This is a genomic window from Planctomycetia bacterium (genome assembly GCA_021413845.1).
Lineage (GTDB): Bacteria > Planctomycetota > Planctomycetia > Pirellulales > PNKZ01 > PNKZ01.
In genome coordinates, this window is sequence record JAIOPP010000001.1 from 14,057 (window position 1) to 38,986 (window position 24,930).

Annotated in this window: 14 protein-coding genes; 9 read left to right on the forward strand and 5 right to left on the reverse strand. The window is 62.7% G+C overall.

Features of this window, described 5'->3' with window-relative positions; genetic code table 11:
• Positions 1–5 precede the first annotated feature (5 nt).
• Both K8U03_00040 and K8U03_00045 read left to right on the forward strand, forming a co-directional pair.
• Positions 6–1,331, forward strand: coding sequence for a DUF1501 domain-containing protein (locus tag K8U03_00040; protein ID MCE9603272.1), 1,326 nt, complete (start codon positions 6–8; stop codon positions 1,329–1,331).
• 67 nt (positions 1,332–1,398) lie between these two features.
• The gene (locus K8U03_00045) at positions 1,399–3,840 is read left to right on the forward strand and encodes a PPC domain-containing protein (protein MCE9603273.1); all 2,442 of its coding nucleotides are present in this window, start codon (positions 1,399–1,401) and stop codon (positions 3,838–3,840) included.
• A 48-nt stretch (positions 3,841–3,888) separates the two neighbouring features.
• On the opposite strand, the gene K8U03_00050 is transcribed toward K8U03_00045, so the two are convergent.
• Positions 3,889–4,701 (reverse strand): DUF1028 domain-containing protein, encoded by an 813-nt coding sequence (locus tag K8U03_00050; protein MCE9603274.1) that lies wholly within the window; start codon positions 4,699–4,701, stop codon positions 3,889–3,891.
• Between the two features lie 171 nt (positions 4,702–4,872).
• Here K8U03_00050 and K8U03_00055 point away from each other — a divergent pair, with 171 nt between their 5' ends.
• Together K8U03_00055 and K8U03_00060 are read left to right on the forward strand one after the other, a co-directional pair.
• Entirely contained in the window at positions 4,873–7,371 is a 2,499-nt protein-coding gene (locus K8U03_00055; GenBank protein MCE9603275.1) for a DUF1592 domain-containing protein, read from the forward strand.
• Positions 7,372–7,447: 76 nt separating this feature from the next.
• Positions 7,448–8,719 (forward strand): DUF1552 domain-containing protein, encoded by a 1,272-nt coding sequence (locus K8U03_00060; GenBank protein ID MCE9603276.1) that lies wholly within the window; start codon positions 7,448–7,450, stop codon positions 8,717–8,719.
• Between the two features lie 18 nt (positions 8,720–8,737).
• Here the strand turns inward: K8U03_00060 and K8U03_00065 are convergent, their stop codons facing one another.
• From K8U03_00065 to K8U03_00080, 4 genes are all read right to left on the reverse strand, one after another.
• Positions 8,738–9,640, reverse strand: coding sequence for a metallophosphoesterase (locus K8U03_00065; GenBank protein ID MCE9603277.1), 903 nt, complete (start codon positions 9,638–9,640; stop codon positions 8,738–8,740).
• Positions 9,641–9,674: 34 nt separating this feature from the next.
• A complete protein-coding gene (locus tag K8U03_00070) occupies positions 9,675–12,686 on the reverse strand; it encodes a DUF2341 domain-containing protein (GenBank protein ID MCE9603278.1) in 3,012 nt (1,003 codons plus the stop codon).
• 103 nt (positions 12,687–12,789) lie between these two features.
• Positions 12,790–14,220, reverse strand: coding sequence for a DUF1501 domain-containing protein (locus K8U03_00075; protein MCE9603279.1), 1,431 nt, complete (start codon positions 14,218–14,220; stop codon positions 12,790–12,792).
• 63 nt (positions 14,221–14,283) lie between these two features.
• Positions 14,284–16,782 carry a PSD1 and planctomycete cytochrome C domain-containing protein gene (locus K8U03_00080; protein ID MCE9603280.1) on the reverse strand — a complete coding sequence of 833 codons (2,499 nt, stop codon included), beginning with the start codon at positions 16,780–16,782 and terminating at the stop codon, positions 14,284–14,286.
• Between the two features lie 264 nt (positions 16,783–17,046).
• On the opposite strand from K8U03_00080, the gene K8U03_00085 reads away from it, so the two are divergent.
• The 5 genes from K8U03_00085 (at position 17,047) to K8U03_00105 (ending at position 24,870) form a co-directional block, all read left to right on the forward strand.
• The gene (locus tag K8U03_00085; protein MCE9603281.1) at positions 17,047–18,165 is read left to right on the forward strand and encodes a mandelate racemase/muconate lactonizing enzyme family protein; all 1,119 of its coding nucleotides are present in this window, start codon (positions 17,047–17,049) and stop codon (positions 18,163–18,165) included.
• A gap of 32 nt (positions 18,166–18,197) precedes the next feature.
• Positions 18,198–19,148, forward strand: coding sequence for an amidohydrolase (locus K8U03_00090; protein ID MCE9603282.1), 951 nt, complete (start codon positions 18,198–18,200; stop codon positions 19,146–19,148).
• Positions 19,149–19,436: 288 nt separating this feature from the next.
• Positions 19,437–21,926 (forward strand): G8 domain-containing protein, encoded by a 2,490-nt coding sequence (locus tag K8U03_00095; GenBank protein ID MCE9603283.1) that lies wholly within the window; start codon positions 19,437–19,439, stop codon positions 21,924–21,926.
• Between the two features lie 173 nt (positions 21,927–22,099).
• Positions 22,100–23,488, forward strand: a complete 1,389-nt coding sequence (locus K8U03_00100) for a hypothetical protein (protein MCE9603284.1) — start codon at positions 22,100–22,102, stop codon at positions 23,486–23,488.
• Positions 23,489–23,589: 101 nt separating this feature from the next.
• Positions 23,590–24,870: a DUF1501 domain-containing protein gene (locus tag K8U03_00105; protein MCE9603285.1), complete on the forward strand. Its 1,281-nt coding sequence runs from the start codon at positions 23,590–23,592 to the stop codon at positions 24,868–24,870.
• Positions 24,871–24,930: the final 60 nt, after the last annotated feature.

Consider the following 24,930-nt stretch of genomic DNA (forward strand, 5'->3'; position numbering starts at 1 on the left):
GCGCGATGGCTCGTCTATTTTCCGATCGCATGCATCGGCGCGATGCGCTCCGAGTCGGCTCCGTCGGACTCATCGGCGGCCTGTCGCTTCCGCGACTCTTGGAGTTGGAAGCGGTCGCCGGAACGGGCAAGCCTGCGCGAGCCAAGTCGGTGATCTTCCTCTTCATGGAAGGGGGCCCGAGCACGATTGACATGTGGGACATGAAGCCCGACGCGCCGACCGAGATTCGCGGCCCTTGGACGCAGATCTCGACGAACGTCACCGGCACGTTCGTCGGCGAGCATTGCCCGCTCACGGCGAAGATCTGCGACAAGTTCACGATCCTCCGCTCGCACAGCCACACGGACAACGGCCACAACACCGGCTACCACTATTGCATGACCGGCTATAAGGCCGCCTTCGCCGACGGCCAGTCGGGAGGCACGCCGAGCAACTTGCTCTTCCCGTCGCTCGGCTCGATCGTCGCGCGCGAGCTCGGCCCGCGGGGCAACATTCCGTCGTACATCAACTTGGCCGACCCGATGGATGCCGGCGGTCCCGGCTTCTACGGACCGGAGTACGCTCCGTTCGTGCTCGAGACCGATCCGATGCAGCCCGACTTCGAAGTGCGCGATTTGCGTCTGGCGCCGGGAGTCACCGGCAGCCGGCTCGACGATCGCCGTGGCATCCTAAGCGCTATCGATCGCGTCGCTGCGACTCCCCCTGCCGATCGGCGCGGCGTGATGTCGACGTATTACGAAAAAGCGTACAAGATGATCACCGCGCCCGACGCGCGGAAGGCCTTCGACATCACGGCCGAAAGCGACAAGATGCGCGAACGCTACGGCTACACCTCGCTCGGGCAATGCGCCTTGCTGGCGCGGCGCTTGGTCGAGGCGGGCTCGCGGTTCATCGGCATCGACAACGGCTCGTGGGACACGCACTTTTCGCAGTTCCCGAGCTTGAAGGAAGACCTTATTCCGGCCGCCGATCGCGCGTTCAGCGCCCTGGTGACCGATCTCGAAGAGCGCGGCCTGCTCGACTCGACGCTCGTCATTATGATGGGCGAAATGGGCCGCACGCCGCAGATCAATGCCCGCGCCGGGCGCGACCACTGGTCGATGGCGCAAAGCGTGCTCTGGGCCGGCGGCGGCGTGAAGCCGGGACAAGTCATCGGTGCGACCGACGCTCGCGGCGCCGCTCCGACGACCGAACCGTACGGAGTCGAAGACGTCATCTGCACGCTGCTTCGCCAGCTGGGGGTCGACACGACGAAAGTCTACAACACGCCGCTCGGCCGGCCGGTGCCGATCGTCAGCGGCGGTCGCGTCATTCCCGGGCTGATGGCGTAATCGCCCTCCCGAATCGCTCGCCGATTTCATCGCCAACTCGAACCACGTTTATTCGGATCGACCGCTCATGCTTGCGCAACTCTTGGTGTTCGCGGTTCTCGGCGAAGCGTCCGTCGTGGCGAACGTTCGTCCGCAGATCGGTTATGTCTATCCTCCCGGCGGCCGCGCAGGGACGACGATCGAAGTACGTCTCGGAACGTACGATTGGACCTCGGACATGCAGCTGTTCGTTCACGATCCGCGCGTGAAGATCGAGATTACCGGTCCGGCGGGCGAGCCGATTCTCACGCCGCCGCCGTATTGGTTCGGTGCCAAAGCCGGCGTGGCGCAGGCTCCTTTGCCGCGAGAAGTTCCAGCCAGAATTACGATCGCCGCCGATGCCCCTCCGGGCCCCATTCGCTGGCAAGTCGCCAATGCCAACGGCGCCTCCGATTCCGGCACGTTCCTCGTCGGCGACTCGGCCGAGTTCGTCGAGCCTGAAAAGACGTTGGAGCCGCCGGTGCTGCCGTCGCTTCCGGTCGTAGTCTCAGGGCGCATCTCACGGATCACCGAGATCGATCGCTATCGCTTCACGGCAGCCGCGGCCGGCATTGTGACATGTAATCTTTCCGACGATCTCGGCCGGCCGTTCAACGGCGTCATCGCCGTTCGCGAAGACGCGCCCGATGCGGCATCGGGCACGCTCGTCGTCGACGCGGCCGACACGATCGGAACCGGCGCGATCGCGATGTTTACCGCTCGCGCCGGTGCGAAGTACATCGCCGAAGTCTACGACGCGGACCATGCCGGCGATCGGGGCTTCGTCTATCGTCTCTCGATCGTGCCGGGCCCGCGCGTTTTGACGACGTTGCCGCTCCTGGCTGCCCGCGGCAAGGCGACGAGCTTAGAAGTCGTCGGCTGGGGCGTGGCGACGGGAGCGTTGAAGCTGGAATCGAGCGTGCAATCCGTCGCCGCTCCGAACTCGAAAACCGACGTCGTGCGACAAGCCTTTACGACCCCGGCGGGACCGGCGAAAGGCTCGCTCTTCCTGGCCGATGCGGCCGATGCTTTGGAACCGAAATCGGCGGACGCCGGTTCGCGCCGGCTGGTCGTCCCTTCGCGAACGTCCGGTGCGCTCGACGTCCCCGACGCGGCGTCGGGCATGGCCGTCGATCGGTATCGCTTCACGGCGAAGAAGGCAGATGTAGTGCGGCTCGCGGTCGAGGCCGCTCGCTTCGGTTCGCCCGTCGATCCTTCGATCGTCGTCGTCGATGCCGCGGGAAAAGAGATCGTGCGCAACGACGATGTCGGTGCCGACTCGACCGATGCCGCCGTCGACTTCACGGCTCCTGCCGATGGCGACTACGACGTGCTGATCTCCGACTTCTCCGGCGCGCCGCCGTCTCGAGCGCACGTCTATCGCCTCGTCGTCGACAACGCGGCCGACCTTGCCGAGTTCGAGTTGACGTTGCCCGATCAGTTCACCGTCGCGATCGGCGCCAAGGCCGACTTGACCGCGAAGATCGTGCGCCGCGGGGGCTGGAAAGAGTTCATCGAATTGAAGCTCGAAAACTTGCCGGCGGGCATGTCGATCGTGGAAGAAGTCGTTCCCGCGCCGGCCGCCGCTCCGGCGAAAGACGCGAAGCCGGTCGTGAAGAAAAAAGGCGCGCTCGCCGATCAGCGCTTGTCGCTCACCGTTGCGGAAAACGCCGCCGCTACGGCTGCGCCGGTCGTCATCGTGGCGACGACGACGCTCGGAGATCGCGTGATCGAGAAGCGTTCGCGGCCGATTATTCTCGTTGCGACGATGAAGCCCCGCTGTTGCATTAAGTCCGCCGTGCAAGACGGCGGGCGGACGGTTAGTCGCGGTACGACGTATCCGGCCGATGTGATCGTCGAACGGCTCGAAGGCTATACCGGACCGGTTACGCTTCGGATGGCGGCTACGCAATCGCGGCAGCGACGCGGACTGCGCGGCGAGACGGTCGAGGTGCCCGCCGGCGTCGAGCAGATTCGGTATCCCGTGTACATGCCCGAGTGGCTGGAGACGAACCTCACCGCGCGCATCAACGTGATCGGCGTGACGGAAGTGGCCGATCCGAAGGGAAACAAGCGGCAAGTCACGGGCGCGATGGACGGGCAGATCGTCATGTCGTACGAAGGAGCGTTGCTCAAGATCTTGCACGAACCGCAAGAGCGAGTCGTTGCCCTCGGCGGCACGATCGACATTCCGGTGAAGGTCTCACGCTTGCCGAAATTGCCGCAGGACGCCAAGATCGAAGTGATCGCCGACGAAGATTTCCCGTCGCTCTTCACCGCCGAAACGCTCACGGCGCCGAAGAATATCTCGACCGTCGTCGTGAAGGTGCGCGTGGCGAACGAGACGAAGGCGCTCGGCCGTCGCGCGGTGAAGATTCGCGCCACGGTGATGCAAGACGGCCTCTGGCCGGCGATCTCGGAGACGAGCGTGCCGGTAACGATCGAAACCACGCCCGCCGTGGCAGCACAGCAAACGGCGAAAACGCCGTAGCATTCTAACGTCGGCGAAGAAGCGAGTCGTCGATAGCTATGACTTGAACTACGGCTTGTTCGGGCAGGGAACCACGAACGGTGCCTTGCCTCCGGCCCAGTCTCCTTTGGCGTCGTGCTTCAACTCGGCATAACGTTTGGCGAGATCCATGACGGCGTCTTTGCTGTCGTCGACGTCGAGCGCGAGCCAGTCTCCTTCGACCCCTTTCTTGGCGACCCGAATGCCGGCGGCCAAGCGTCCGCGATGATCGCCCCCTGCGCAGTCGCCGGCGACGAGCGCGGCCATCAAGCGATCGGCGAGGCTCCCCTTCGTTTCTTCATACGCCTTCGACATCTGCACGAGCACCTCGCGGCCGGCGAGCGTGTTGCCTTGGACGGTGTAGAAACGGCCGGCCATCGCACCCCAGTACAAACTCTTCTCACCCGCTTCCGATGGGTTGTGGATCGCCGTCCGTCCGCGCATGTCGATGATCGCCAGTTGCCGTTGCTCGGGCTTCGTGTCGTCTTTCAGCAGGTTCGCGAGGACTTGCTCCGGAGGCATTCCGGTTTGCAGCAGATCGAGCGCCGGCACGCCCCACTTCGCGTTGCCGTGATGCTGCGTGCAAAACGCGCCGACGTCGGCGCGCGCATACGGCACGACCTTCCCCACGGCCGGATACATGCTCGCCACGGCGGCACCGCAGACGTTGTTCTCCTTGTCGATCGCGACGATCGAGAACGTAGCGATGATCTTCGGCAATTCAGCGAGCGGCTTCCTCTCGCCGGCATTCTCGGGCGGGGCGGCAGCGGCCCGGCCTGCGCAAAGCGCTACGGCACCGAAGAACAGAGCCGCGGCGAAAGCTTTCCGATTCAAGCAAGTCATGATCGTGTGTTCCTAAGAGAAATCGAGGTGGCGAAGACGGCGGCCGGAGGTGCGGGAATCGGCATCGTAGTCGAGAAAACCGCGAAAATCCACATCGCGAACGACGAACTTGCGAGCGGCGGGTGGTAAACTGAATGTTCGTCGAAGTCGGAAATCGCGAGGAGTCGAAGCGTGCGTGCATTGGGTCTTCAATCATCGTTCTTTACGGTCGTCGTCTGCTGCGCCGCGGCGTGCGTTGTTCCCGGTCGCGCTGCGGCCGAAGAAGCTTCCCCGTTTCTCAAGTTCTACTGCGCCGAGTGCCACGGCGGCGCCACTCCCGACGGCGGATTGTCCGTCGAAGACCTACGCTTCGACGCCGCCGATCCGGCGAGCTTCGCGAAATGGGTGCGCCTCTTCGATCGTGTGCGTAAGCAAGAGATGCCGCCGAAGGATCAGCCGCAACCGACCGCCGCCGAGCGCGAAGCGTATTTGAAACAGTTGGAGACGAAGCTCCATGCCGCCTCGCTCGAACGGCAACTGCGCGAGGGGCGCGTCTTGGTTCGCAGACTCAATCGCAACGAATATCAAAACACGCTGCACGATCTGCTCGGCATCACGACCGATCTGAAGTCGCTCCTGCCCGACGACAACACGGTCGCCGGGTTCGACAACATCAGCACCGGCTTGGAAACGTCGGCCGTGCATCTCGTGCGCTATCAAGCGGCGGCCGATAAGGCGCTGGCCGAGGCGTTGCCCGTCGGGCCGATCTTGAACGAAGCGCACCGTTGGACCGGTCGGCAGTTTCTCGACAGCCGGCCGAAGCCGAACCGCGAAGGAACGGCTCCGTTCGTGCGCTTCGAGGGAGACACGCTCGTCCTCTGTGCGTTGCTCTATAAGCACGGCAGCGTGACGACGCGCGCGGCGCCGATCGACGGGCGATACCGCATTCGGGCCTCGGTGCGCGCCGTGAACAACGAGGGAAAGCCGATCCCCGTGCTGATCGGCAAGATCAGCTCCGATCGGTTCGCGCATGAGCGGCTCGAACACATTCTTTCGATTCAAGACGCGCCGGCCGGTAAGGCGCGCGTCGTGGAAGTCGAAGCCGATCTCCCTCGCGGCGAGCAAATCTATATCGAAGGCCAAGGGCTCACGTTCTTCAACGACTTGAAAAAGAAGCTCGACGGCAAACCGGTCGGCGATGCTTATGCAGGGCCCGGCCTCGCGGTCGATTGGATCGAAATGGAAGGCCCGCTCGATGCGGGCGTCGGATATCGGCGGCTCTTCGACGCGTTGCCGCAAGTCCCTTCGCGCTATCTCGCAGATACGCTCGCCGGCAAGCCGGTGGACGGCAGTTGGAAGAAGTGGCCGTACCCGGGCGAGTATTCGAAGTACCCGCTCACTCCGGTCTCCCGCGATCCGCAAGCCGACGCCGCGCGCTTGATGCGCGCGTTTCTGCCCCGCGCGTTTCGCCGACCGGTCTCCGACGCGACGGCCGAATACTTCATCCAGGTTTGCACCGACCAACTTGCCCAAGGAGAAATCTTCGGCGATGCGATGATCGCGGGCTACAAGGCGGCGCTCTGTTCGCCGCGCTTTCTGATGCTCGTCGAAAAGCCCGGCGCGCTCGACGACTTCGCGCTCGCCTCACGGCTCTCGTATTTTCTGTGGAGCTCGCAACCCGACGACGAGTTGCTCGCCATCGCCGCGCGCGGAGAGCTGCGCAAGCCCGACGTGCTGAAGACGCAAACGGAGCGGCTTTTGAACGACCGCAAAGCGGAGCGTTTCGTCGCCAACTTTACCGGCCAGTGGCTCGAGCTGCGCAAGATTCACGACATGAAGCCCGATGCGATGTACGTCGAGTACGACGAAAAGCTGGCATGGTCGATGCCGGAAGAGACGCGCTCGTTCTTCAAAGAAGTCCTGCGGCACGACTTGCCGACATCGTCGTTCTTGCACTCCGATTGGTTGATGCTCAACGAGCGCATCGCGAAGCACTACGGCATCCCGAACATCGACGGCATGGATTTCCGGAAAGTTGCGCTGCCGAAAGATTCGCATCGTGGCGGCATCGTTACGCAGGCGGGCATCCTCAAGCTGACGACGAACGCGACTTATACATCGCCCGTCAAACGCGGAGCTTGGATCCTCGAGCGGATCCTCGGTCTGCCCCCTTCGCCTCCGCCGCCGAACGTCGCGGCGATCGAGCCCGACATTCGCGGCGCGGTGACGATTCGCGAGCAGCTGGCGCTGCATAAGTCGGTCGCGAGCTGCGCGGCGTGCCATGTGCAGATCGATCCGCCGGGTTTCGCCTTGGAAAACTTCGACGTCGTGGGAGGCTGGCGCGACCGTTATCGCTCGAAGGAAGGCGGGGGCTCGAATCAATACGTCGCTCTCGTGAACTATCCCGAGCGAAAGGTTTGGCTGGCGAAGCCGGTCGAAGCGTCCGGCGAGACGGCCGCGGGCGAGTCCTTCCGCGATATCGACGCTTACAAGCAGCTTCTGCTGCGCGATCCCGATCAATTGACGCGGAATCTCGCAGAAAAGCTGCTGATTTACGGGACGGGAGCCGTCCTGCAGTTCAGCGATCGCGAGGCGGTGGAGCAGATCGTCGCCGAGGCGCGTGCGCAGAAGCACGGCTTTCGCTCGCTGATCCATGCGGTCGTGCGAAGTCGCGTGTTTCAGACGAAGTGAGGTCGGCGCGCGGCAGCCGGCGAGTAGAATAATAGAACGACCATTTACGGTTTACGACCATCTCAGGTGCGCTCGAATGACACGTCTCTCTCGCCGCTCGTTGCTCCGCGCCGGGGCCGTCTCAATCGCGCTGCCGTTTCTCGACGCCATGCTGCCGCGCGGGCTCAGGGCCGACACCCGCGCCGCCGCCGAGACGCCGAAGCGAATGGTGCTCATCCACCGGCCGCTCGGAACGTATCATCCTTATCTGGTGCCCGAGAAAGCCGGCCCCGATTACGTCGCCCCGCGCTACCTCAAGCAGCTCGAAGCCCATCGCAAGCACCTCACGCTGTTCTCCGGAATCGGGCACCGCGGGTATCCGAACTCGCACCATACGGAATCGGCGTTGTTTACCGGCGTTGCGCCGGAAGGGCTGGCTCGGGCCGATGATATTCACAACACGGTTTCGCTCGATCAAATCGTCGCTGAACAAATCGGCGGGCGGACGCGCGTCGCCAGTCTAACGTTGAACACTGCGAACTGCGCTTCGCTGTCGTGGAACCGCAAGGGGGTGCCGGTGCCGTGGGAGCGCAGCCGCGCGAACCTGTTTCGTCGGCTCTTCATCGACGGCACGCCGGCGGAAGTGGCCCGCGAAGTGAAGCGGCTTGAGCATGGGCGCAGCATTCTCGACGGCACGCGCGACCAACTCAAACTCCTAAGCTCCGAGCTCGGCGCGGGCGATCGGCAGCGTTTGGAAGTGTTGACCGGCTCGATCCGCGAAGCCGAAGTCATGCTGCGGCAAGACGAAGCCTGGGCGGCGAAGCCGAAGCCGGTCGTCGATGCGAAGGTGAAGGAGTTCGAGCAGGCCGAGCATTGGGTGGCCGCGCAAAAGCAATGGTACGCACTCGTGCATCTCGCGCTGCAAACCGACTCGACCCGCACCATCGTGCTCGGGCTCGGCGAGCAGGGGCAGCAGAACATTCCGGACCTGTTGATCGGCCATCACGACGCCTCGCACCACGGCAAAGATCCGGCGAAGATCGAGCAATTCGCACGTTACGAAGAAAAGGAATACGGCGTCTTCTCGACGTTCCTCGATAAGCTCGTCGCCACGCCGGAAGCCGGCGGCACGCTACTCGATCGGACGCAAGTCATGATCGCCAGCAGCTTGGGCGACGCCTCGGCGCACGCTTCCGACAACTTGCCCGTGTTTCTGGCCGGCGGCGGCTTCAAGCATCAAGGGCACGTGGCGTTCGACCAGAAGAACAACTACCCGCTGTCGAATCTGTTCGTGCGCATGTTGCAGCAAATCGGCGTCGAGACCGATCGCTTCGGCAGCAACACGGGCGTGTTGAGCGAGCTGGGCTAACGAGCCGCTCGCCTGAAGCTATGCGGGCTTGCGCGCGAGCGTTTTCGTCGCCGGTTGCTCTGCGCCGAGCGGTTGGTAGCTGAGCTCGATTGCGCCGTCGCGAATGTTCACGCGCGTAAAGCCGGCGCGGAATTCGGGCAGGTTGTAGCCCGGCGCGTTTTGCTTTTCGAGGCCGCGGTCTTGGTTGTAGAGCGCCGAAGGGAAGACGATTTCATGTACCGGACCATGATCGCTCCAGCCGCGCAGCCCGTTGTGGAAGTGCCCGTGTAGCACGGCAACGGTTCGCTCGGCGTGGCTTCCCAGCAGCGCGTAGAACTCTTTCTGGCCGGAAGCCGGCTTCACGAACCAGCCTCGATCCGGGTGCTTGTTCTCATGCACCGGAACGTGCATCGCGAAGAGGAGCAGCTTGTCTTGCTTGGCGGCGCCGGCGCATTGGTCCGTGAGCCAAGAGATTTGATCGGCGGTGATGAAGCCGTCGTGCGAGTCGCGATGAGCGTTGCCGAGCAGCACGACCCGCAGCCAGTCGTGGTCGAACGCCATGTCGATATCCGGGCGGACGTATTTCCGAAAGAGCTCCGCGGGGTCATGGTTGCCGGGGACTTCATGAACCGGCTTCCGAATCAGCTTTCGGCCGGCGACATACTTGGGATACTGCGCCTCGCGGCCGCCGTCGACGATGTCTCCCAGATGCAAGACGAAAGCGCCGGGGGCGGCGTCGATCGCCGCTGCGGTCTTGAGCCACTGCTGCTCGGCGGAGTCTTTGTCGTTGTAGCCGAGATGCGTATCCGTGACGACGACGAACGCGAGATCGCTTCGCTTCTCACCGGCCGCACGCAAGGACGAAGGTCGCAGCACCAGCGTCGTTGCCGTTGCGCCGACGGTGCCGAGAAACCGGCGACGAGTGTAAGAAATCGTATTCATGATAACGCTCGAAAGTGCTGAGAAACGCTGGAAGCTATTCGGCGGAGATGGGAACTTCGCAGAAGGTCAGCGCGGCGATGCCGTTGGCGCCGTACAGTAAATTGTCGGGGCTCCAGGCGGCACTGTCGAGATACGTGACCTTCGCGGCGCGCGAAGGGCCGGCGAGGCGGAGCGTGATCCGGTTGCCGGCGGCCTTGCCCGACGTTACCTGCTTGGCGACGCCGTCGAGATAGAACTGACCGGTTAAAGCGTCGTTCCAGACGACCTCTTGATCGAATTCCAAAACGAGTTCCTCGGGCTTGCCGGCGGCGAAGTAGGCGCGTTTTAAGTTGGCCGGGGTGAGGGAGCCCTCGATCTGTTCGCGATACGTGTGCCGCTGCACTAGCGGGTAGAGCAAGCGCGCGAACTCGGCGTAGCCTTCTTTCGGAAAGTGGCAAGTGCCCGGAGGCTTGATACCGAGCGTCGACATGACGCTTAAGTTGGAGAACGCGTCGGGAAGCGTCCGCTGGACTTCGCGCAGCCGATTGTCCGAGCCCTTGGTCCCCATCGAACAAGACTTCGGCCAAATCTGGAACGTGTAGTAATTACCGACGTTGGGATAGTCGCCCTTCCAAGCCGCGGCGAGGTCGATGAAATAGCGGCGGTAAGTCTCCCAACCGAACTTGCCGGTCGGCCCGTCGGCGTTTTGGTCGTTCTCTCCTTGGTGCCAAAAGACGGCGCGAATGCCGTGCGTCAGCTTCGCTTCGCGCACGCGCCACAACAGCCGGCCGTAGATCGTGGCGACGTCGGTCGGGTCGGCCGGGTTGCGTTGATGCTGATCGATGCGCGTCCCGCCGACTGCGCCGTTGAGGATGCAGATCGGCACCTTCCGGCTTTCGACCAACCGCCGCGCGAGCTCCATTCCCCAATAGCCGATCTCTGACTTGCCGCCGGGGCTACGGGCTTGCGCCGCGGCCCAGAGCTTGAGCCGCGAGCCTTGAGGGCTGCCGTCGGTCGCGCCGAACGTCCGGATCCATTCACTCGGCGAGAGGGGATTCTCCTTGCCGAAGTCGGTGGCCACGGCGTTCGACTGGCCGATGATGAGAAACGCGTCGCCGCAAACCAAGTTGCCGGCCGTATGCAAGACGGTCTCTCGATCGCCCGACTTCGAGCCGAACTCGGTGCGATACTTGATTAGGCCCGGCTTCAACTTCACGGACAGCGCGTACCGCTTCTCGGCCGAGAGCTTGCCGCTTACCGAGCGATACGGCTGGTCGTCGGCGAAGACGCGCAGAAAAACGGAGTCGGCCTCGGCCGCGAGGGTGCCGGCGTAATGCAGCGTCGCTTCGCCGGGCGTGTTGGTTGCGCCGTTCGAGACGCTGCTCGAGACATCATCGCGGGCGAAGAATTGGTTGTCTTCCGGCCGCTCGTCGGCCGATGGTTGCCGCGGAATCCAAGGGTCGCTGCCGAGCGGGGGCTCTTGGACGGCGACCACCGTCGCTGCCGTGATCTTGGCGCCGCCGTTGTCGATCGCCAGCGAGACTCGCATTGCGCCGCTGTTTTGAGCCCGCGTGAGAAGCAGCTTGCCGGGCTCCTCTTGCTTCAACACCGCGATGCCGTCGACGGTCCAAACGTAGTTCAACTTGTCGGCGCCGGCGGCTTGCATCTCGGCGAGGTTCGCGATCTGCGGCACGACTTCGATCGCTTGTCGGCCGTCCCAAGCGGTCGGAGCGCCGAGGGTGAAGCGGGGCTCCGGGATCTCGTTGCCGACCGTGATCATGATCTGCTTGGTCTTCACTTCTCGTTCGTAGACCGCTCGGAGCTCGAGCGTCAGCGATTCCGTAGCGGTCGTGCGGTCGGCAGCGAACGTGTACGAGAAGCGATCCGTGGCGACGACGGTTTCGCGGCCGTTGCGCTTAAGAACCCAAGAGAGCTTTCGCGCGCCGCCGGCTTGCGCCGTGATCGTCGCCTTCCCTCCTTCGGCGACCTTGAGCTGCGTAGCAGAGACTGCGAGTTCGTTGCCCGGCCGCACCGGTGGGCCGACCGCCGTGTGCTGCGTCTTTTGGTTCTCGTACTGGAGCTTGATCCAATCGGCGGAGCGAGCGACGCTCGAAACGCGGACTTCGTCCAAGTCGCCGAGGAAGTCGTAGTTGTGGTACCAGCCGCCGAGCCAGAGCCGTGCAGGGGTCTTGATGTCGAGCTTCGGGTTGCCCGAGCCGGCGAGCGCGCCGTTGAGATAGATTCGGCCTTCGCCTCCGGAGTAGGTGTGAACGACGTGAACCCATTCGTTGAGCGGAAGGATCTCAGGGGCGTCGACGTCGGAGAAGTCGCTATCGATATGGAGATGCGGCGGGCTGCGCAACAGCATGCGGATTTTGCTGCCGCGGTTTCCCCCTTCGTTCCCCCAACCGATGATCGTCGCGTTGGGGCGCTCGGCGCGAAACCAAGCCTCGGTGCTGTGGTTGCTTCCGCCGCTGGGATAGTTCGGAATCTTATCGCCGCAAAAGATCCCTTGCTTCCCCGCGAAATGGCGTCCGCTGCCGATCATGCCGGGCACGATCGTCGTGTCGACGTCTTTCGACGGGAGCGTGCCGACTTCATCGACCACGGTAGCTCCGAGATGCCAGGTGCTCACATAGCCGTTCGCGTCGTTGAAGACTGCTTTGCCGTTCGATTCGCTCTTCGCATCGGCTTTGCCGTAGAACATGCGCAGCTCTTGCTGAGCGTTGCCGACGATCTTCGGCACGCGAACCCACACGGCAGCCTCGCCGCGCTCGGCGTCCCAGTTTTCGATTTGATACGGCAGCGCGAGGCCCGCGGCCGTGGCGAAGCGGAGGTCTTCGCCGTGCGGTTGCGCTTGGGCGAAATCGAAGGAGTCGCGCTGTAGACGGACGAGCAGCGGAAAATCTTCCACGACGGCCGAAGCCGGAAGATTCGCTCCCTCGGGCGTCGTGAGAATGTAGAACGAAGCCGACCGCTGCCAGCCGTCGTATTGAGCCGGAGCGCGCGTCGCGCCTAAAAGAACCAGCAAGAGAACCGAAAACGAAACGACGACCGCCTGGGGCATGCGAGGCATAAAGGTGCGAATCCGAGTTGGGGTGCGGCGAGGAGACGTGTCTGCGACTGCGAGCTTGTTTGACGAGCTTGTGCGTTTGCTCAGACCGCCGGGCTTAGGCGAAGAGGTCTTTCACGACGCGGCCGGCGACATCGGTTAGGCGGTAGTCGCGGCCGGCGTGGCGATAGGTGAGCTTCTCGTGGTTCAAGCCGAGGAGATGCAGAATCGTGGCGTGGAAGTCGTGGAGATGGACTTCGTCTTCGGCGACGGCGCAACCGTGCTCGTCGCTCGCGCCGTAGCTGAAACCACCTTTGACTCCCCCTCCGGCGAGCCACGACGTAAACACTTCGGCATGATGCTCACGGCCTTTGGCATCTTTGCCGGTGTTGAACGGCGTGCGGCCGAACTCCGTGGTCCAGACGACGAGCGTGTCTTCGAGCATCCCGCGAGCTTTGAGATCTTTCAGCAGACCGGCGATCGGTTGGTCGACGTTTTTCGCCAGCGGTCCGTGCGCGGCCATGTCGCTATGCGAGTCCCAGTTGTTCGAGGCGCCGGTATCGATGAGCTCGATGAAGCGCACGCCGCGCTCGGCCAAGCGTCGGGCCACGAGGCACTGCCAAGCGAAGCCTTTCGTGCTGCCGCGCGGCAGGCCGTACAGTTGGTGAGTCGCTTCGGTTTCTTTCGTCAGGTCGAAGGCTTCGGGCGCTTCCGCTTGCATCCCGAAAGCGGTCTCGAACGATTGAATGCGGGCCGTGAGATCGGCGTCGCCGACGCGCTGGGCCAGATGGCGGCGATTGAATGTCGCAGCGAGGCCGAGCTCCAGGGTTTGCAGTTCCGCGCTCGATTGGCGGCGCTGGATGTTGGCGATCGGCTCCGGGCCGGGCGTGACGGGAGTTCCTTGATGGCAGCCGGGAAGAAAGTCGGAGGCCCACACTTGTCCGCCGGCGTACGGCAGGAACGGCGCAAGCACGACGAACGACGGCAAGTTCTGGTTGACGGTGCCGAGCCCGTGGCTGACCCAAGAGCCGATGCTCGGACGGGCGAACGTCACGGAACCGGTGTGGATGCCGAGGGTCGCTTGAAAGTGATCGGCATGGTCGTTGCGCATCGAGCGGACGAGGCAGAGATCGTCGGCGCAGGCGGCGATGTGCGGAAACAGCTCGCTGATCCACAGGCCCGACTTGCCGCGTTGCTTGAATTCCCACTGCGGCCGCTTGAAGAATTTCTCGACTACGCGGTTGTTCGGCGCGAACGCTTCGAGCATCTTCGCCGGGACTTGAAACGCTTGGTTGTGGTCGGCGATGAGGCGGGGCTTGTAGTCGAACGAATCGACATGCGAGACGCCGCCGCTCATGTTGAGGAAGATGACTCGCTTGGCGCGCGGCACGAAGTGCGGCGACTTCGGAGCAAGCGGATCGGCAGGCGAGGAAGCCGGCGAGCTGCTATTCGCCAGCAATTCGGAGACGATGCCGGGGAGCAGCATCGACCCGCCCACGAGCGAGCCGATCAGCGAGCGACGGGAGTAGCAGGGGTTGTCGTGCGGCATGGGGCAGGTCCTACGAGCGAAATTCCTTGAACGACCAAGCATCGCAAACTCGAGCCGGTGAAATCAATCGACGAAGATCAGCTCGTTGCTGCTGAGAAACGCGCGGGCGAACGCCGACCAAGTTTGTTGTTCCAATTGCGCCGGCGGAGTTTTGAGCGCCGTCAGTTTCTCGCGGTATTGCTGCAAGAAGTCGCGGCATTCGCGTTCTTCGTCGCTCGTCGGATCGCGCGTGAGCGCGACTTGAAACGCCATGCTCAATCGGCCGTGTTCGTCTTGCGTTGCGGCGAGCAGCCGGCCGGCGAATTTCTCGGCGGCCGTGTGCGCTAAAGGGTCGTTCATGACGAAGAGCGCTTGCAGCGGCGTCGTGCTCGGCAGGCGAACTCCGGTGCTGATGCTCGGGTCGGCTCCGTCGAACAACGCCAAATAGCGATTCTTGCGCAGCCGCTGTTGCATCAGATAGACGCTGCGGTGGCGGGTCGGGTAGTCGCCCGTAAACGGCTTGTGTTGCGACCAGTTCCAAGTGTGCGCCAACGGAAACGGATGCGCTCCGCCGCGCGACTCGTCGAGATCGCCGCTGACGAACAGCAGCGTGTCGCGAATCCCCTCGGCATCGATGCGATGCCGCGTCTGCTTCCAAAACAGTTCGTTCGTAGGATCTTGCTTGATGCCCGAGGCGATGTCGCCGCTGGAGAGCTGCCAGGCATGGGAAAGCAGAATGAGCTTGTGCATCGACTTGATCGACCAGCCCCCTTCGACGAACCGTGCCGCGAGAAAATCGAGCAGCTCCGGATGGGTCGGCGCTTTGCCTTGCTTGCCGAAGTCGTTGGGAGTCTGCACGATTCCCTTGCCGAAATGATGCTGCCAAATGCGATTGACCATCACGCGCGCGGTCAGCGGATTCGTCCGGTCGCTGATCCACTCGGCCAGTTGCAGCCGGCCGCTCGTCGGAACTTTTTCCGCCAGCGTTTGGTTGCCGAGCACGGCGGGAAAGTGCCGCGGAGTTTCGTCGCCCAAGCGTTTGGGATCGCCGCGGAGTTGGATCTTGGCGTTGGCCGGCTCCCCTTCGGCCACGGCATACGCGTTGTTCACGAGCGGGGTTTCCGTCAGCACGGTCGTCCGTTGCTTCTTCGCCTCGGCAACGGCGGCGTTCGCGGCTGCGACGCTTTTCTTTTTGTCGGCCTTCTCCTTATCGGAGACCTCGGGAGCTTTTTTCGCTTCGACGACGGCGGCTTCCAGACGCTTGATTTCCGCGTCGACCTTCGCCAGCTTTTCACGATGCGGCTTGAGCAGCGCCTCGACTTCCTGCGCCGGCATGAGCGGCACGAAGTCGGCTTGCATCCGGCTTACTTCGGCTCCCGGGAAGGGATAACGCGTGCTATTGAAAATGCCGTAGAGACCGTAATAGTCGCTCATCGTGAACGGGTCGAACTTGTGATCGTGGCAACGAGCGCAAGCGATGCTCGACCCGAGAACCGCTCGACCGAGATTGTCGATCGTGTCTTCGAGCGTCAGATGGTGTTCGCCGGTCCGGTCGCCGCCGAAGCGCCGCGCAATAGCAAGATAGCCGGTCGCGGTGATGCGTTGATACCGTTCGGCGTCGGTCTTGCTCGCAAGCAAGTCGCCGGCGAGTTGCTCGCGCAGAAATTGATCGTAAGGAAGGTCGCGGTTGAAAGCCTCGATGACCCAATCGCGATACTTGTGCGCTTGCGGCACCGGATAATCGGAGGCGTTGCCGCAGGTGTCGGCATAGCGGACGACGTCGAGCCAGTGTCGTCCCCAGCGCTCGCCGTAGCGCGGCGACGCCAGCAGCCGATCGACGACCGTTTCGAACGCGCGGGAAGAGTTGTCGGCGAGGAAGGCTTCCATCTCCGCCGGAGTCGGCGGAAGGCCCGTAAGGTCGAACGTGACGCGGCGCAGCAGCGTTCGCTTGTCGGCGTCGGGTGCGGGAGCGACGTTCGCTTGTTCCAAGCGCGCGAGAATGAACGGATCGAGCGAGGTTTGCGACCAAGCGGTGTTTTTTACTTGCGGCGGTTTCGAATCTTGCACCGGTCGGAACGACCAGAATTGCCGTCCCTCTTCCAGGCTCATGCCGAATTTCGGTCGCGATGCGATCGCCGAGCCCTTCGCGGTCGAGGCAAGGCGGGGATCGGGTGCCCCCATTTTCACCCAGGCGCCGAGGTCGGCCAATTGCACGGCGGGGAGTTTATCTTCCGGCGGCATTTTCAAATCTTTGTCGGTCTGCCGCACGGCGATGATGAGCAGGCTCTTCTCAGGATCGCCTGCGACGAGTGCCGGTCCCGAGTCGCCCCCCTTCAAGATGGCTTCGCGCGAGTCGAGCAGCAGCCCACCCTCGGCTTTCTTGCTTTCGGTGCTGTGGCACCCGTAGCAGCGCTCGACGAAGATCGGCCGAATTTTTCGCTCGAAGAATTCGATGCCAGCGGGCGACGCGTTCGTGGGAGCGGTTTCTGCGGCGTATAGAGGAGTCGAGCAGACGATCGACAGCAGCACGATCGAGATCGTGCGAGCTCCGGTCGCGTCGCAGGCGGGGAGACTTCGGTTCATAAGCGCCAACCAAAGGGGTTCGTCGGCAGGAGTTTGCGGTGGGACGGCGATCGATGTCGGCAGGGAGCGAATTTTTGGTGGGGACTCCCGACGGGCAGGCGGTTTCCATTCTAACAACAAGCCGCGGTTCTGGCGCGTCGAACTCGGCGCGGATTTCCCCGTTTTTTCGGTTCCTTCGGCACCCGACGCATCGCATAATCACCCGCTCACTTTCATCGAACGGCTACTTCCCCTAGTTCTGTCTCTCGGGATTTTGCGCACGCCATGAAGATTACCGACGTCGAAGCGATTTTCGTCTCTCAGAAGCAAGTTCGCGCACAGTGCGACAGCGGCCAAGACGCGCTGATCGTCCGCGTGACGACCGATGCGGGCATCACGGGAATCGGCGAAGTCGATAGTGCCCCGCTGGCCGCCAAGGCGGTGATCGACGGACCCTTCTCGCATACGATCAGCACCGGCCTGAAGCATCTGTTGATCGGGCAAGATCCGTTCGAGACGGAACGCCTGTGGCACACGATGTATCAACGGACGATCTATTCCGGGCGCCGCGGAATCGGCCTGCATGCGATCAGCGGGATCGACCTCGCGCTGTGGGATATCAAAGGCAAGGCGCTCGGCTTACCGGTTTGGAAATTGCTCGGCGGTGGTTTTCAAAAGCAGATTCGATGCTACGCGAGCACGCTCTTCGGGGCCACGCCCGCGGCTACCGGCGAACTTGCCAAGCGAATTCGCGACCGTGGGTTCAGCGCCGTGAAGTTCGGCTGGGCCCCGATGGGGCAAGATGCGAAGACCGACGTCGATCTGGTGCGCCAAGCTCGGCGCGGCTTCGGCGACGACGGCGATGTGATGATCGATGCCGGGCTCGTCTGGGACGCACGGACGGCGATCCAAAGAGCCCGCGCGTTCGCCGAGTTCAACATTGCCTGGCTCGAAGAACCGCTGCAGCCCGACGACTACATCGGCTACAAGAAGCTCACGGAAGCGAGTCCGGTGCATATCGCAGCGGGCGAATCGGAAAGCAATCGGCAGTCGTTCATCGATCTCATGGATCAAGGCGGGGTCGATATCGTGCAGGTCGATCTTACCCGCTGCGGAGGGTTCACCGAGGCGATGAAGATCGCGAGCCTAGCGGCCGACCGAGGGTTGAAGGTCGCCAACCACGGGTTCAGCACGTATATCAACGTGCATGCGGCCTTGCACTGGCTCAACGCAATTCCCAATGCCCTGATCGCGGAGTTCGTCGTGCAAGAGAACACCGACCTGCGCGAGATGCTCACGACGAACAACGTCCGCCAAGTCGACGGCATGCTCCCGATTCCGGACGCGCCGGGCCTAGGCATCGAACTCAATGAAGAGCAAGTGCGGAAGTTTCAAGTAGCATAACTTCGGCCTTCTTTTTCTTATTCGGAACTCCCATGCAGCGTAGAACCTTCCTCGCCGGCGGACTGGCAGCTTCCCTCAGTCTCAAGTCGGTGTCGTCGCGCGCGGCAGCCGAGCCGACGAAGCTCGACATCATCGATTGCCATACGCACTTCTACGATCCGTCGCGGCCCGAGGGTGTGGCGTGGCCGGGCAAGGGGACGCCGCTCTATCGCACCGTGTTGCCGAAAGACCTCCGCGCGCTGAAGCAATACCGGCCGGTGACGGGCACCGTGATCGTCGAGGCGAGCCCGCGCTTGGAAGACAATGCGTGGTTGTTGGAGCTCGCCAAGACTGACCCGTTCGTGGTCGGAATCGTCGGCCACTTGAAGCCGGGGGAACCGGAGTTCGCGTCGCACGTGAAGCGCTTTGCCGCCGATCCGCTCTATCGCGGCATTCGGGTCGGCTCGGCGACGGTGAAGACGGCGCTCGAAAAGAACGACTTCGCCGATCTCAAGATGCTCGCCGATCATGACCTGGCGCTCGATGTGAACGGCGGGCCCGACACTCCGGCGCTGGTGGCGCAACTCGCGGCGAAGTTGCCGCAACTCCGGATCGTGCAGAACCACATCGGCAACGTCGCGATCACGAAAGATGCGCCGCCGAGCGAGTGGCAAGCCGGCATTCAAGCGGCGGCGAAACACGCGAACGTGTTTTGCAAGATCTCGGCCTTGGTCGAAGGGGCCGGCCGGGGCGGTAAGAAGGCGCCGACCGAGCTCGACTTCTATCGGCCGTATATCGATGTGGTTTGGAATGCGTTCGGCGACGAGCGTGTCGTCTACGGCAGCAACTGGCCCGTCTCCGACAACGCGGCCGACTATTACACGCTCCAGCGGATCGCGCTGGAATACGCCTCCACGAAGGGAGATGCCGCCGTGAAGAATTTTTGCGCGCTGAATGCGAAGCGGGCCTATAAGTGGGTGGAGCGGCCGGGCCGGCTAAAGTAGTAGGCACGTTCCACGTGCCGTAACCACATGCGAGCTTGGAGCACGACCCACCTGCGCGCCACGTTCAGTCTCCGTTCAATAGCCCCGGATGCATATCCGGGGACCCGGCCGTACTCGTAGCGCGAAGCCGTATGTGGCGGACGGCACGTGGAACGTGCCTGCTACTTGGGTCTCTAGGGAAGTATTGTCGACAGCCTTGCGCCGGCGCCCTACAATGCGCGCGCACACCCGGCCCTATTCTTCTCGGCCGTTCTTCGCTCGCCGCACTCTCTGATTGGAGACTTGGTCATGCCTCGCACGCTGCCGGTCGTTTGCGCCTCCGTGTTCTTCGCACACTTGCTTTCGTCGGCTGCATCGGCGGCCCCGGCCGTGCCGTCGGCAGATGGTAAGCATTCGCACAACCATGCCCACGCGCACCGGATTCAATTCGACTTGCGAAGCGTGCGCGACGGCAATTGGTCGGACCCGACGATCTGGCAACCGGCCCGGCTCCCTAAAGAAGGAGACCGTGTTCTGGTGGCCCGCGATACGCGCGTCACGTACGACTCGGCGAGTAAGTCGACGATCCGCTTGCTTCAAGTCGTCGGGACTCTGGCGTTTGCTCGCGATTGCGACACGGAATTGAACGTGGCGTTGTTGAAAGTGCAAAACAGCGATGAGTGCAGCGAGAGTGGCTTCTCGTGCGACTTCCCGGGAGTGAATGAAGTCGGCGAGCCGCAAGCCCCGCAACCCGGCGCGCAACAGCGAGCCCTACCGACGCTCGAAGTCGGCACGCTCGCCGAACCGATTCCTGCGAAATATACGGCTCGCATTCGTCTGCATTATCTCGAAGGGCTCGATAAGGTCGACGCTCCGGCGATCGTCTGCTGCTCGGGCCGCATGGAATTTCACGGCGCGCCCTTGAGCCGCACTTGGGTCAAGCTCGGTGCGAATGCTGCGGTCGACGCGAAGACCATCACGCTCGCGGAGCCCGTCTCGGGCTGGCGTGTCGGCGATGAAATCATCGTCACCGCCTCGAAGAAGACGGCACGTCGAGGATCGTATCGCGACGACGCGAGCAAGATGGGAACGGAAGAGCGGCGGATTACGAAGATCGAGGGGACGACGTTGCACCTCGACGAGCCGCTCAAGCTGTTGCATTACGGCGAAGGAGAGTTTCGGAGCGAGGCGGCGAATCTCTCGCGCAACGTGATCGTCGAAAGCGCCGATCCGGCCGGCGTTCGCGGACACACGATGTACCACGCTTTCAGCCAAGGGGGCATCAGCTACGCGCGCTTCGCGCACCTCGGCAAAGAGGGAGTGCTGGGGCGCTACGCGATCCATTTTCATCTCGTCGGCGACACGATGCGCGGCAGCCAAGTGCTGGGGGCGGCGATCGTCGATTCGCAGAACCGTTGGGTGACGATTCATGGAACCGAATATCTCGTCGTTCGCGATTGCGTCGGCTATCGGAGCGTCGGGCACGGCTTTTTCATGGAAGACGGCACCGAGATCTATAACCTGCTCGATCGCAACCTCGGCGTGCAGGCCTTTCAAACGAAGCGGCTCCCGAAGCAAGTGTTGCCGTTCGACCCGAACGATGGCGCGGCCTTCTGGTGGGCCAACGGGCGGAACACGCTCGTGCGCAACGTGACGTGCGAGAACGATGAATACGGCTACCGTTTCGATATGAAGAATCTGAGCTCGTTCAGCAGCACGCTGCCGATTACGATGCCCGACGGCACCAGCAAACGGATCGATGTGCGCACGATTCCGATTTGGCGCTTCGAAGAAAACGAAGCGCATAGCGAAGGGGTCTACGGCTTAGTCGTGGCTTGCAACGGCGATAGCCAGCCCGACACCGCGATCCGCGATCAAAACATGCTCGACCAAATCAACAAGATCGATTGGACCGGGCCCGATGTGAAGCACCCGCACGTGATTCGCGGGCTCAAGATTTGGGAAGCGCACTATGCGTTTCGTCCGCATAGCCCGTCGATGCTGATCGAAGACATTCGGATCGATCGCGTGGCGTACGGCATCTATCGGCCGACGTTCGACAACCAAGTCTTCCGCAACTTGCATCTGACGAATGCCGGCGGCGAGCCGTTCAACCGCGGCATGGACGACGCCAGCGCGCAAGCCGGTCGGATCACGGTCGACGGCTTGAAGATCGGCAATTTCGTCGGCGGCAATCAAATGCATCCGGTCGTCCACATGAGCGACAACAATCTCTCGGGCACCGCCGCGAGCTATTTTCGTAACGTCACCTGGGCGAACTCCGACGGCAAGCGGCCCGTGTTCAATCGAGGAGGGAGTACGCGCGTCGATCCATTCGTGCCGGTCGGCGTGCCGTATTACGTTTACGATCATTACGGGCCGGGCCGGCATGCGAAGATCGTGAGCACGAAGGCCGCGGATTTGATGAAGGACGGCAACAAGTACAAGGCCGAGCCTCCATTGACCGGCGACGAATCGGTCGTGGCCGAAGTGAGCGATGTCCAGTGGCCGAAGCTGTTGGACCCGGTCGACGATTTGCCCCCGGCGACGATCATCACGCAAGCGGTTCGTAGCGGCGCTAAATTGCGCGTCGCGGGAATCTCGCACGACAACGGCGAGATCACTTCGGTCACGGTGAACGGCCAAGCGGCCGTGATCCAATCGAACCGGATCGGCGTGGCCGATTGGTCGCTCGAACTCCCTCTGCCGGCAGACGGAAAGATCATGGCGCTCGCGACCGATCGCGCGGGAAACATCGAGCAGACGGGGCACATGCGCCAAACCGACGCGCGACCTTAACCCCGACGATCTTTCGGACGATTTCGCTTACGCATGGCGATGCGTAGATGTTTCTATTTCCGGCGCAGAGTGGGCTTCCACGGGCTTCTTGGTAGCTGCCCAGGGGGTGGCGTTGCTAGAATAGTACCCTCGCCGGCCCTTGCTCCACTCCTCGAACGATTGCGCTATCGGTCATGAAATGTTCCGCTCTTTTGATGTCGTTGTGCATGTTGTCGCTGTTTGCCGGAGTCGCCGACACGACGGCTGCGCCGATCAATTATGAAACCGACATCAAGCCGATCTTCCGCCGCCATTGTTTGAAGTGTCATGGCGACGATATGCAGAAGGCCGATCTCAATCTGCAAAGCTACGCCTCGGCCATCAAAGGGGGGAGCGGTGGGAAAGTGTTGGTCGCCGGCCGGACCAGCACGAGCCTGCTCTTCGAAGCGATCACCAACTCCGACGAATCGGCGCGCATGCCGCCGAACGCGCCGCCGCTGCCGGAGAAGGAGATCGAGTTGATTCGGGCCTGGATCACCGAAGGGCTGCGCGAGACGGAAGGGAGCGAGGTGAAGACCGCGACGCGCGATCTGGCCTTTAAGCCCGCGGCTCCGGCCGGCGAGAAGATCGACGTGGCGATGTTGATGCCGAGCGATTTGCCGGCCGTTTCGCTGCCGCCTGCCGTGCGGCCGTTGCCGGCCTTAGCGATGGACGTCAGCCCTCGCGCGCCGCTCGTGGCCGTCGCCGGGCAGGAGTATGTGCGACTCATCAACACCGAAACGCAAAAAGAGATCGGTCGACTGCCGTTTCCCGAAGGGGTGCCACATGTGATCCGTTTCCACCGCGACGGCGCAGTGCTGCTCGTCGCCGGCGGCAAGCCGGTGCAGTCGGGCAAGGTCGTGCTGTTCGACGTGCATAGCGGTAAGCGACTAGCGGCCTTCGGCGACGAGCTCGATGCCGTCCTCGCCGCCGACTTGAGCCCCGACCAAAAGTTGGTAGCGCTCGGCGGTTCGGGCAAGGTCGTGAAGGTCTATTCGACGGCCGATGGTCAATTGAAATACAAGCTCACGAAGCACACCGATTGGATCACCTCCGTCAGCTTTAGCCCCGACGGTACGAAACTCGCGACGGCCGATCGAACCGGCGGCTTGCATCTTTGGGAGGCCGCCGGCGGCGGGATCGTCTTGACGCTTGCCGAACATAAGGGAGCGATTCGCGCGATCCAATGGCGCAGCGATAGTAAGCTGCTCGCGACCGCCGGCGAAGACGGCTTGCTCATTTGGTGGGATACGAAAGACGGCTGGCCTGCCGTATCGAAGCCGAACGCGCATCCTCCGAAGCGTCCGGAGGGAACCTACGGCGAATTGAAAAACGGAATTCTTTCCGCTGGGTTCGGGCCCAACGGACATTTGCTCACCGCCGGCCGCGATCGGTTCGTCCGCTATTGGGATCCCGCGGGGAATCAATTGAAGTCGTTTCCGTTGGAGCCGGCGATCCCGCTGACGGCTCGCATCACGTCCGACGGCAAGACCTTGATCGCCGGCGATGTCGCCGGGGCGATCCATTTTTGGCCGGCACCCTAGTTCGCGCTCGCTTCGAAACCACACCACATTTCTTAAACGATGTGAGAATGAATATGGCCTTTCAAGAACCTGCTTCGTTCCGATTCAACCGCCGCAGCGCGATGCAGATCGGGTTTTGCAGCGCGCTCGGTCTCTCGGTGAAAGACCTGTTGCGAGCCGAAGAAAAAGCCGGCGCGAAGGCCGCGCCGGCCAAGAGCGTGATCCATTTACAGTTGCCGGGCGGATTCGCCTCGCAAGAGTCGTGGGATCCGAAGCCCGAAGCGTCGGTCGAGTATCGCGGAGCGTTCGGAGTCGTGAAGACGAACACGGGGGACTTGTTCAGCGATCGCTTTCCGCGAACCGCTCAAGTGGCCGACAAGATCACGGTCGCCCGCTCTTGCTATTGCAGCATCCCTGATCACGCCCAGGCTCGTTATCACCTCAACACCGGCTATTTGCCGACGACGGTGATCGACTACCCGCAAATGGGAGCGATCGTGTCGCACAAACTCGGCCCGCGCGCCGGCCTGCCTCCCTATGTGGCGGTTCCCGACGTGGCAGCCGATATCGGGGGTACCGGCTACCTGAGCGGCAAGTACGGAGCGTTCGGTCTCGGCGGCAGTCCCGACCGCGCCGGGAAGTTCCAGGTGCAAGATATGGTGTTGCCGGGGACGTTGACGGAAGCGAACTTTCGCCGTCGTCAATCGATGCGCAACATCGTCGAGCAACAATTGCGAGCGTACGACAGCGACCTCGTGACGCTCGACGCGATGGACGATTTCTACAAGCAGGCCTACACGCTGATCTCGTCGCCGGAAGCGCGGGCCGCATTCACGTTGGACACGGAATCCGCCGAGACGAAGAAGCTATACGGCGTCGGCGAATACGTCGGGCCCACGGCTTCGATGGTCGGCGGGAAGTTGTTGTTGGCGCGAAGGTTGGTCGAAGCCGGCGTACGCTTCATCTCGGTGGACAACGGCGCCAACTGGGACGACCATATCGGCATTCAAAGGTCGTTCGAGTCGAAAGCCCCGGAACTCGATCAAGCGATCGCCGGCATGATCACCGATCTCGATCAACGTGGGCTGCTCGACAGCACGCTGGTGATGATCACGACGGAGTTCGGCCGCACGCCGAAGATCAATAAAGACAGCGGGCGCGACCATTGGGCCCGCTCCTACTCGATGGTGCTCGCAGGCGCGGGCATTACGCGCGGCCAAATCTACGGTGCTTCCGACGCGACGGCAAGCGAGCCGGCTCAGAACCCGCTCGTGTTGGCCGACTTCTTATACACGGTTTACAACCAGATCGGCATCGACGCCGACGACGAGTTGCTGGCGTTCGGCACGCGGCCGATCGAGATCGTGAAAGGCGGAAAGCTTGTGAAGGGGTTGCTCCGCTAACATCGCAGCCTGCTCCTGTCTCGCCGGCTTGATTACATGTTCCTTGTGAAGAGTTGATTC

Coding starts and splice junctions, on each gene's coding strand:
- K8U03_00065 (MCE9603277.1), bottom strand. CDS start 9,640: ATGAATACGATTTCTTACACTCGTCGCCGGTTTCTCGGCACCGTCGGC.
- K8U03_00050 (MCE9603274.1), bottom strand. CDS start 4,701: ATGACTTGCTTGAATCGGAAAGCTTTCGCCGCGGCTCTGTTCTTCGGT.
- K8U03_00060 (MCE9603276.1), top strand. CDS start 7,448: ATGACACGTCTCTCTCGCCGCTCGTTGCTCCGCGCCGGGGCCGTCTCA.
- K8U03_00085 (MCE9603281.1), top strand. CDS start 17,047: ATGAAGATTACCGACGTCGAAGCGATTTTCGTCTCTCAGAAGCAAGTT.
- K8U03_00080 (MCE9603280.1), bottom strand. CDS start 16,782: ATGAACCGAAGTCTCCCCGCCTGCGACGCGACCGGAGCTCGCACGATC.
- K8U03_00070 (MCE9603278.1), bottom strand. CDS start 12,686: ATGCCCCAGGCGGTCGTCGTTTCGTTTTCGGTTCTCTTGCTGGTTCTT.
- K8U03_00075 (MCE9603279.1), bottom strand. CDS start 14,220: ATGCCGCACGACAACCCCTGCTACTCCCGTCGCTCGCTGATCGGCTCG.
- K8U03_00100 (MCE9603284.1), top strand. CDS start 22,100: ATGAAATGTTCCGCTCTTTTGATGTCGTTGTGCATGTTGTCGCTGTTT.
- K8U03_00090 (MCE9603282.1), top strand. CDS start 18,198: ATGCAGCGTAGAACCTTCCTCGCCGGCGGACTGGCAGCTTCCCTCAGT.
- K8U03_00095 (MCE9603283.1), top strand. CDS start 19,437: ATGCCTCGCACGCTGCCGGTCGTTTGCGCCTCCGTGTTCTTCGCACAC.
- K8U03_00045 (MCE9603273.1), top strand. CDS start 1,399: ATGCTTGCGCAACTCTTGGTGTTCGCGGTTCTCGGCGAAGCGTCCGTC.
- K8U03_00105 (MCE9603285.1), top strand. CDS start 23,590: ATGCAGATCGGGTTTTGCAGCGCGCTCGGTCTCTCGGTGAAAGACCTG.
- K8U03_00040 (MCE9603272.1), top strand. CDS start 6: ATGGCTCGTCTATTTTCCGATCGCATGCATCGGCGCGATGCGCTCCGA.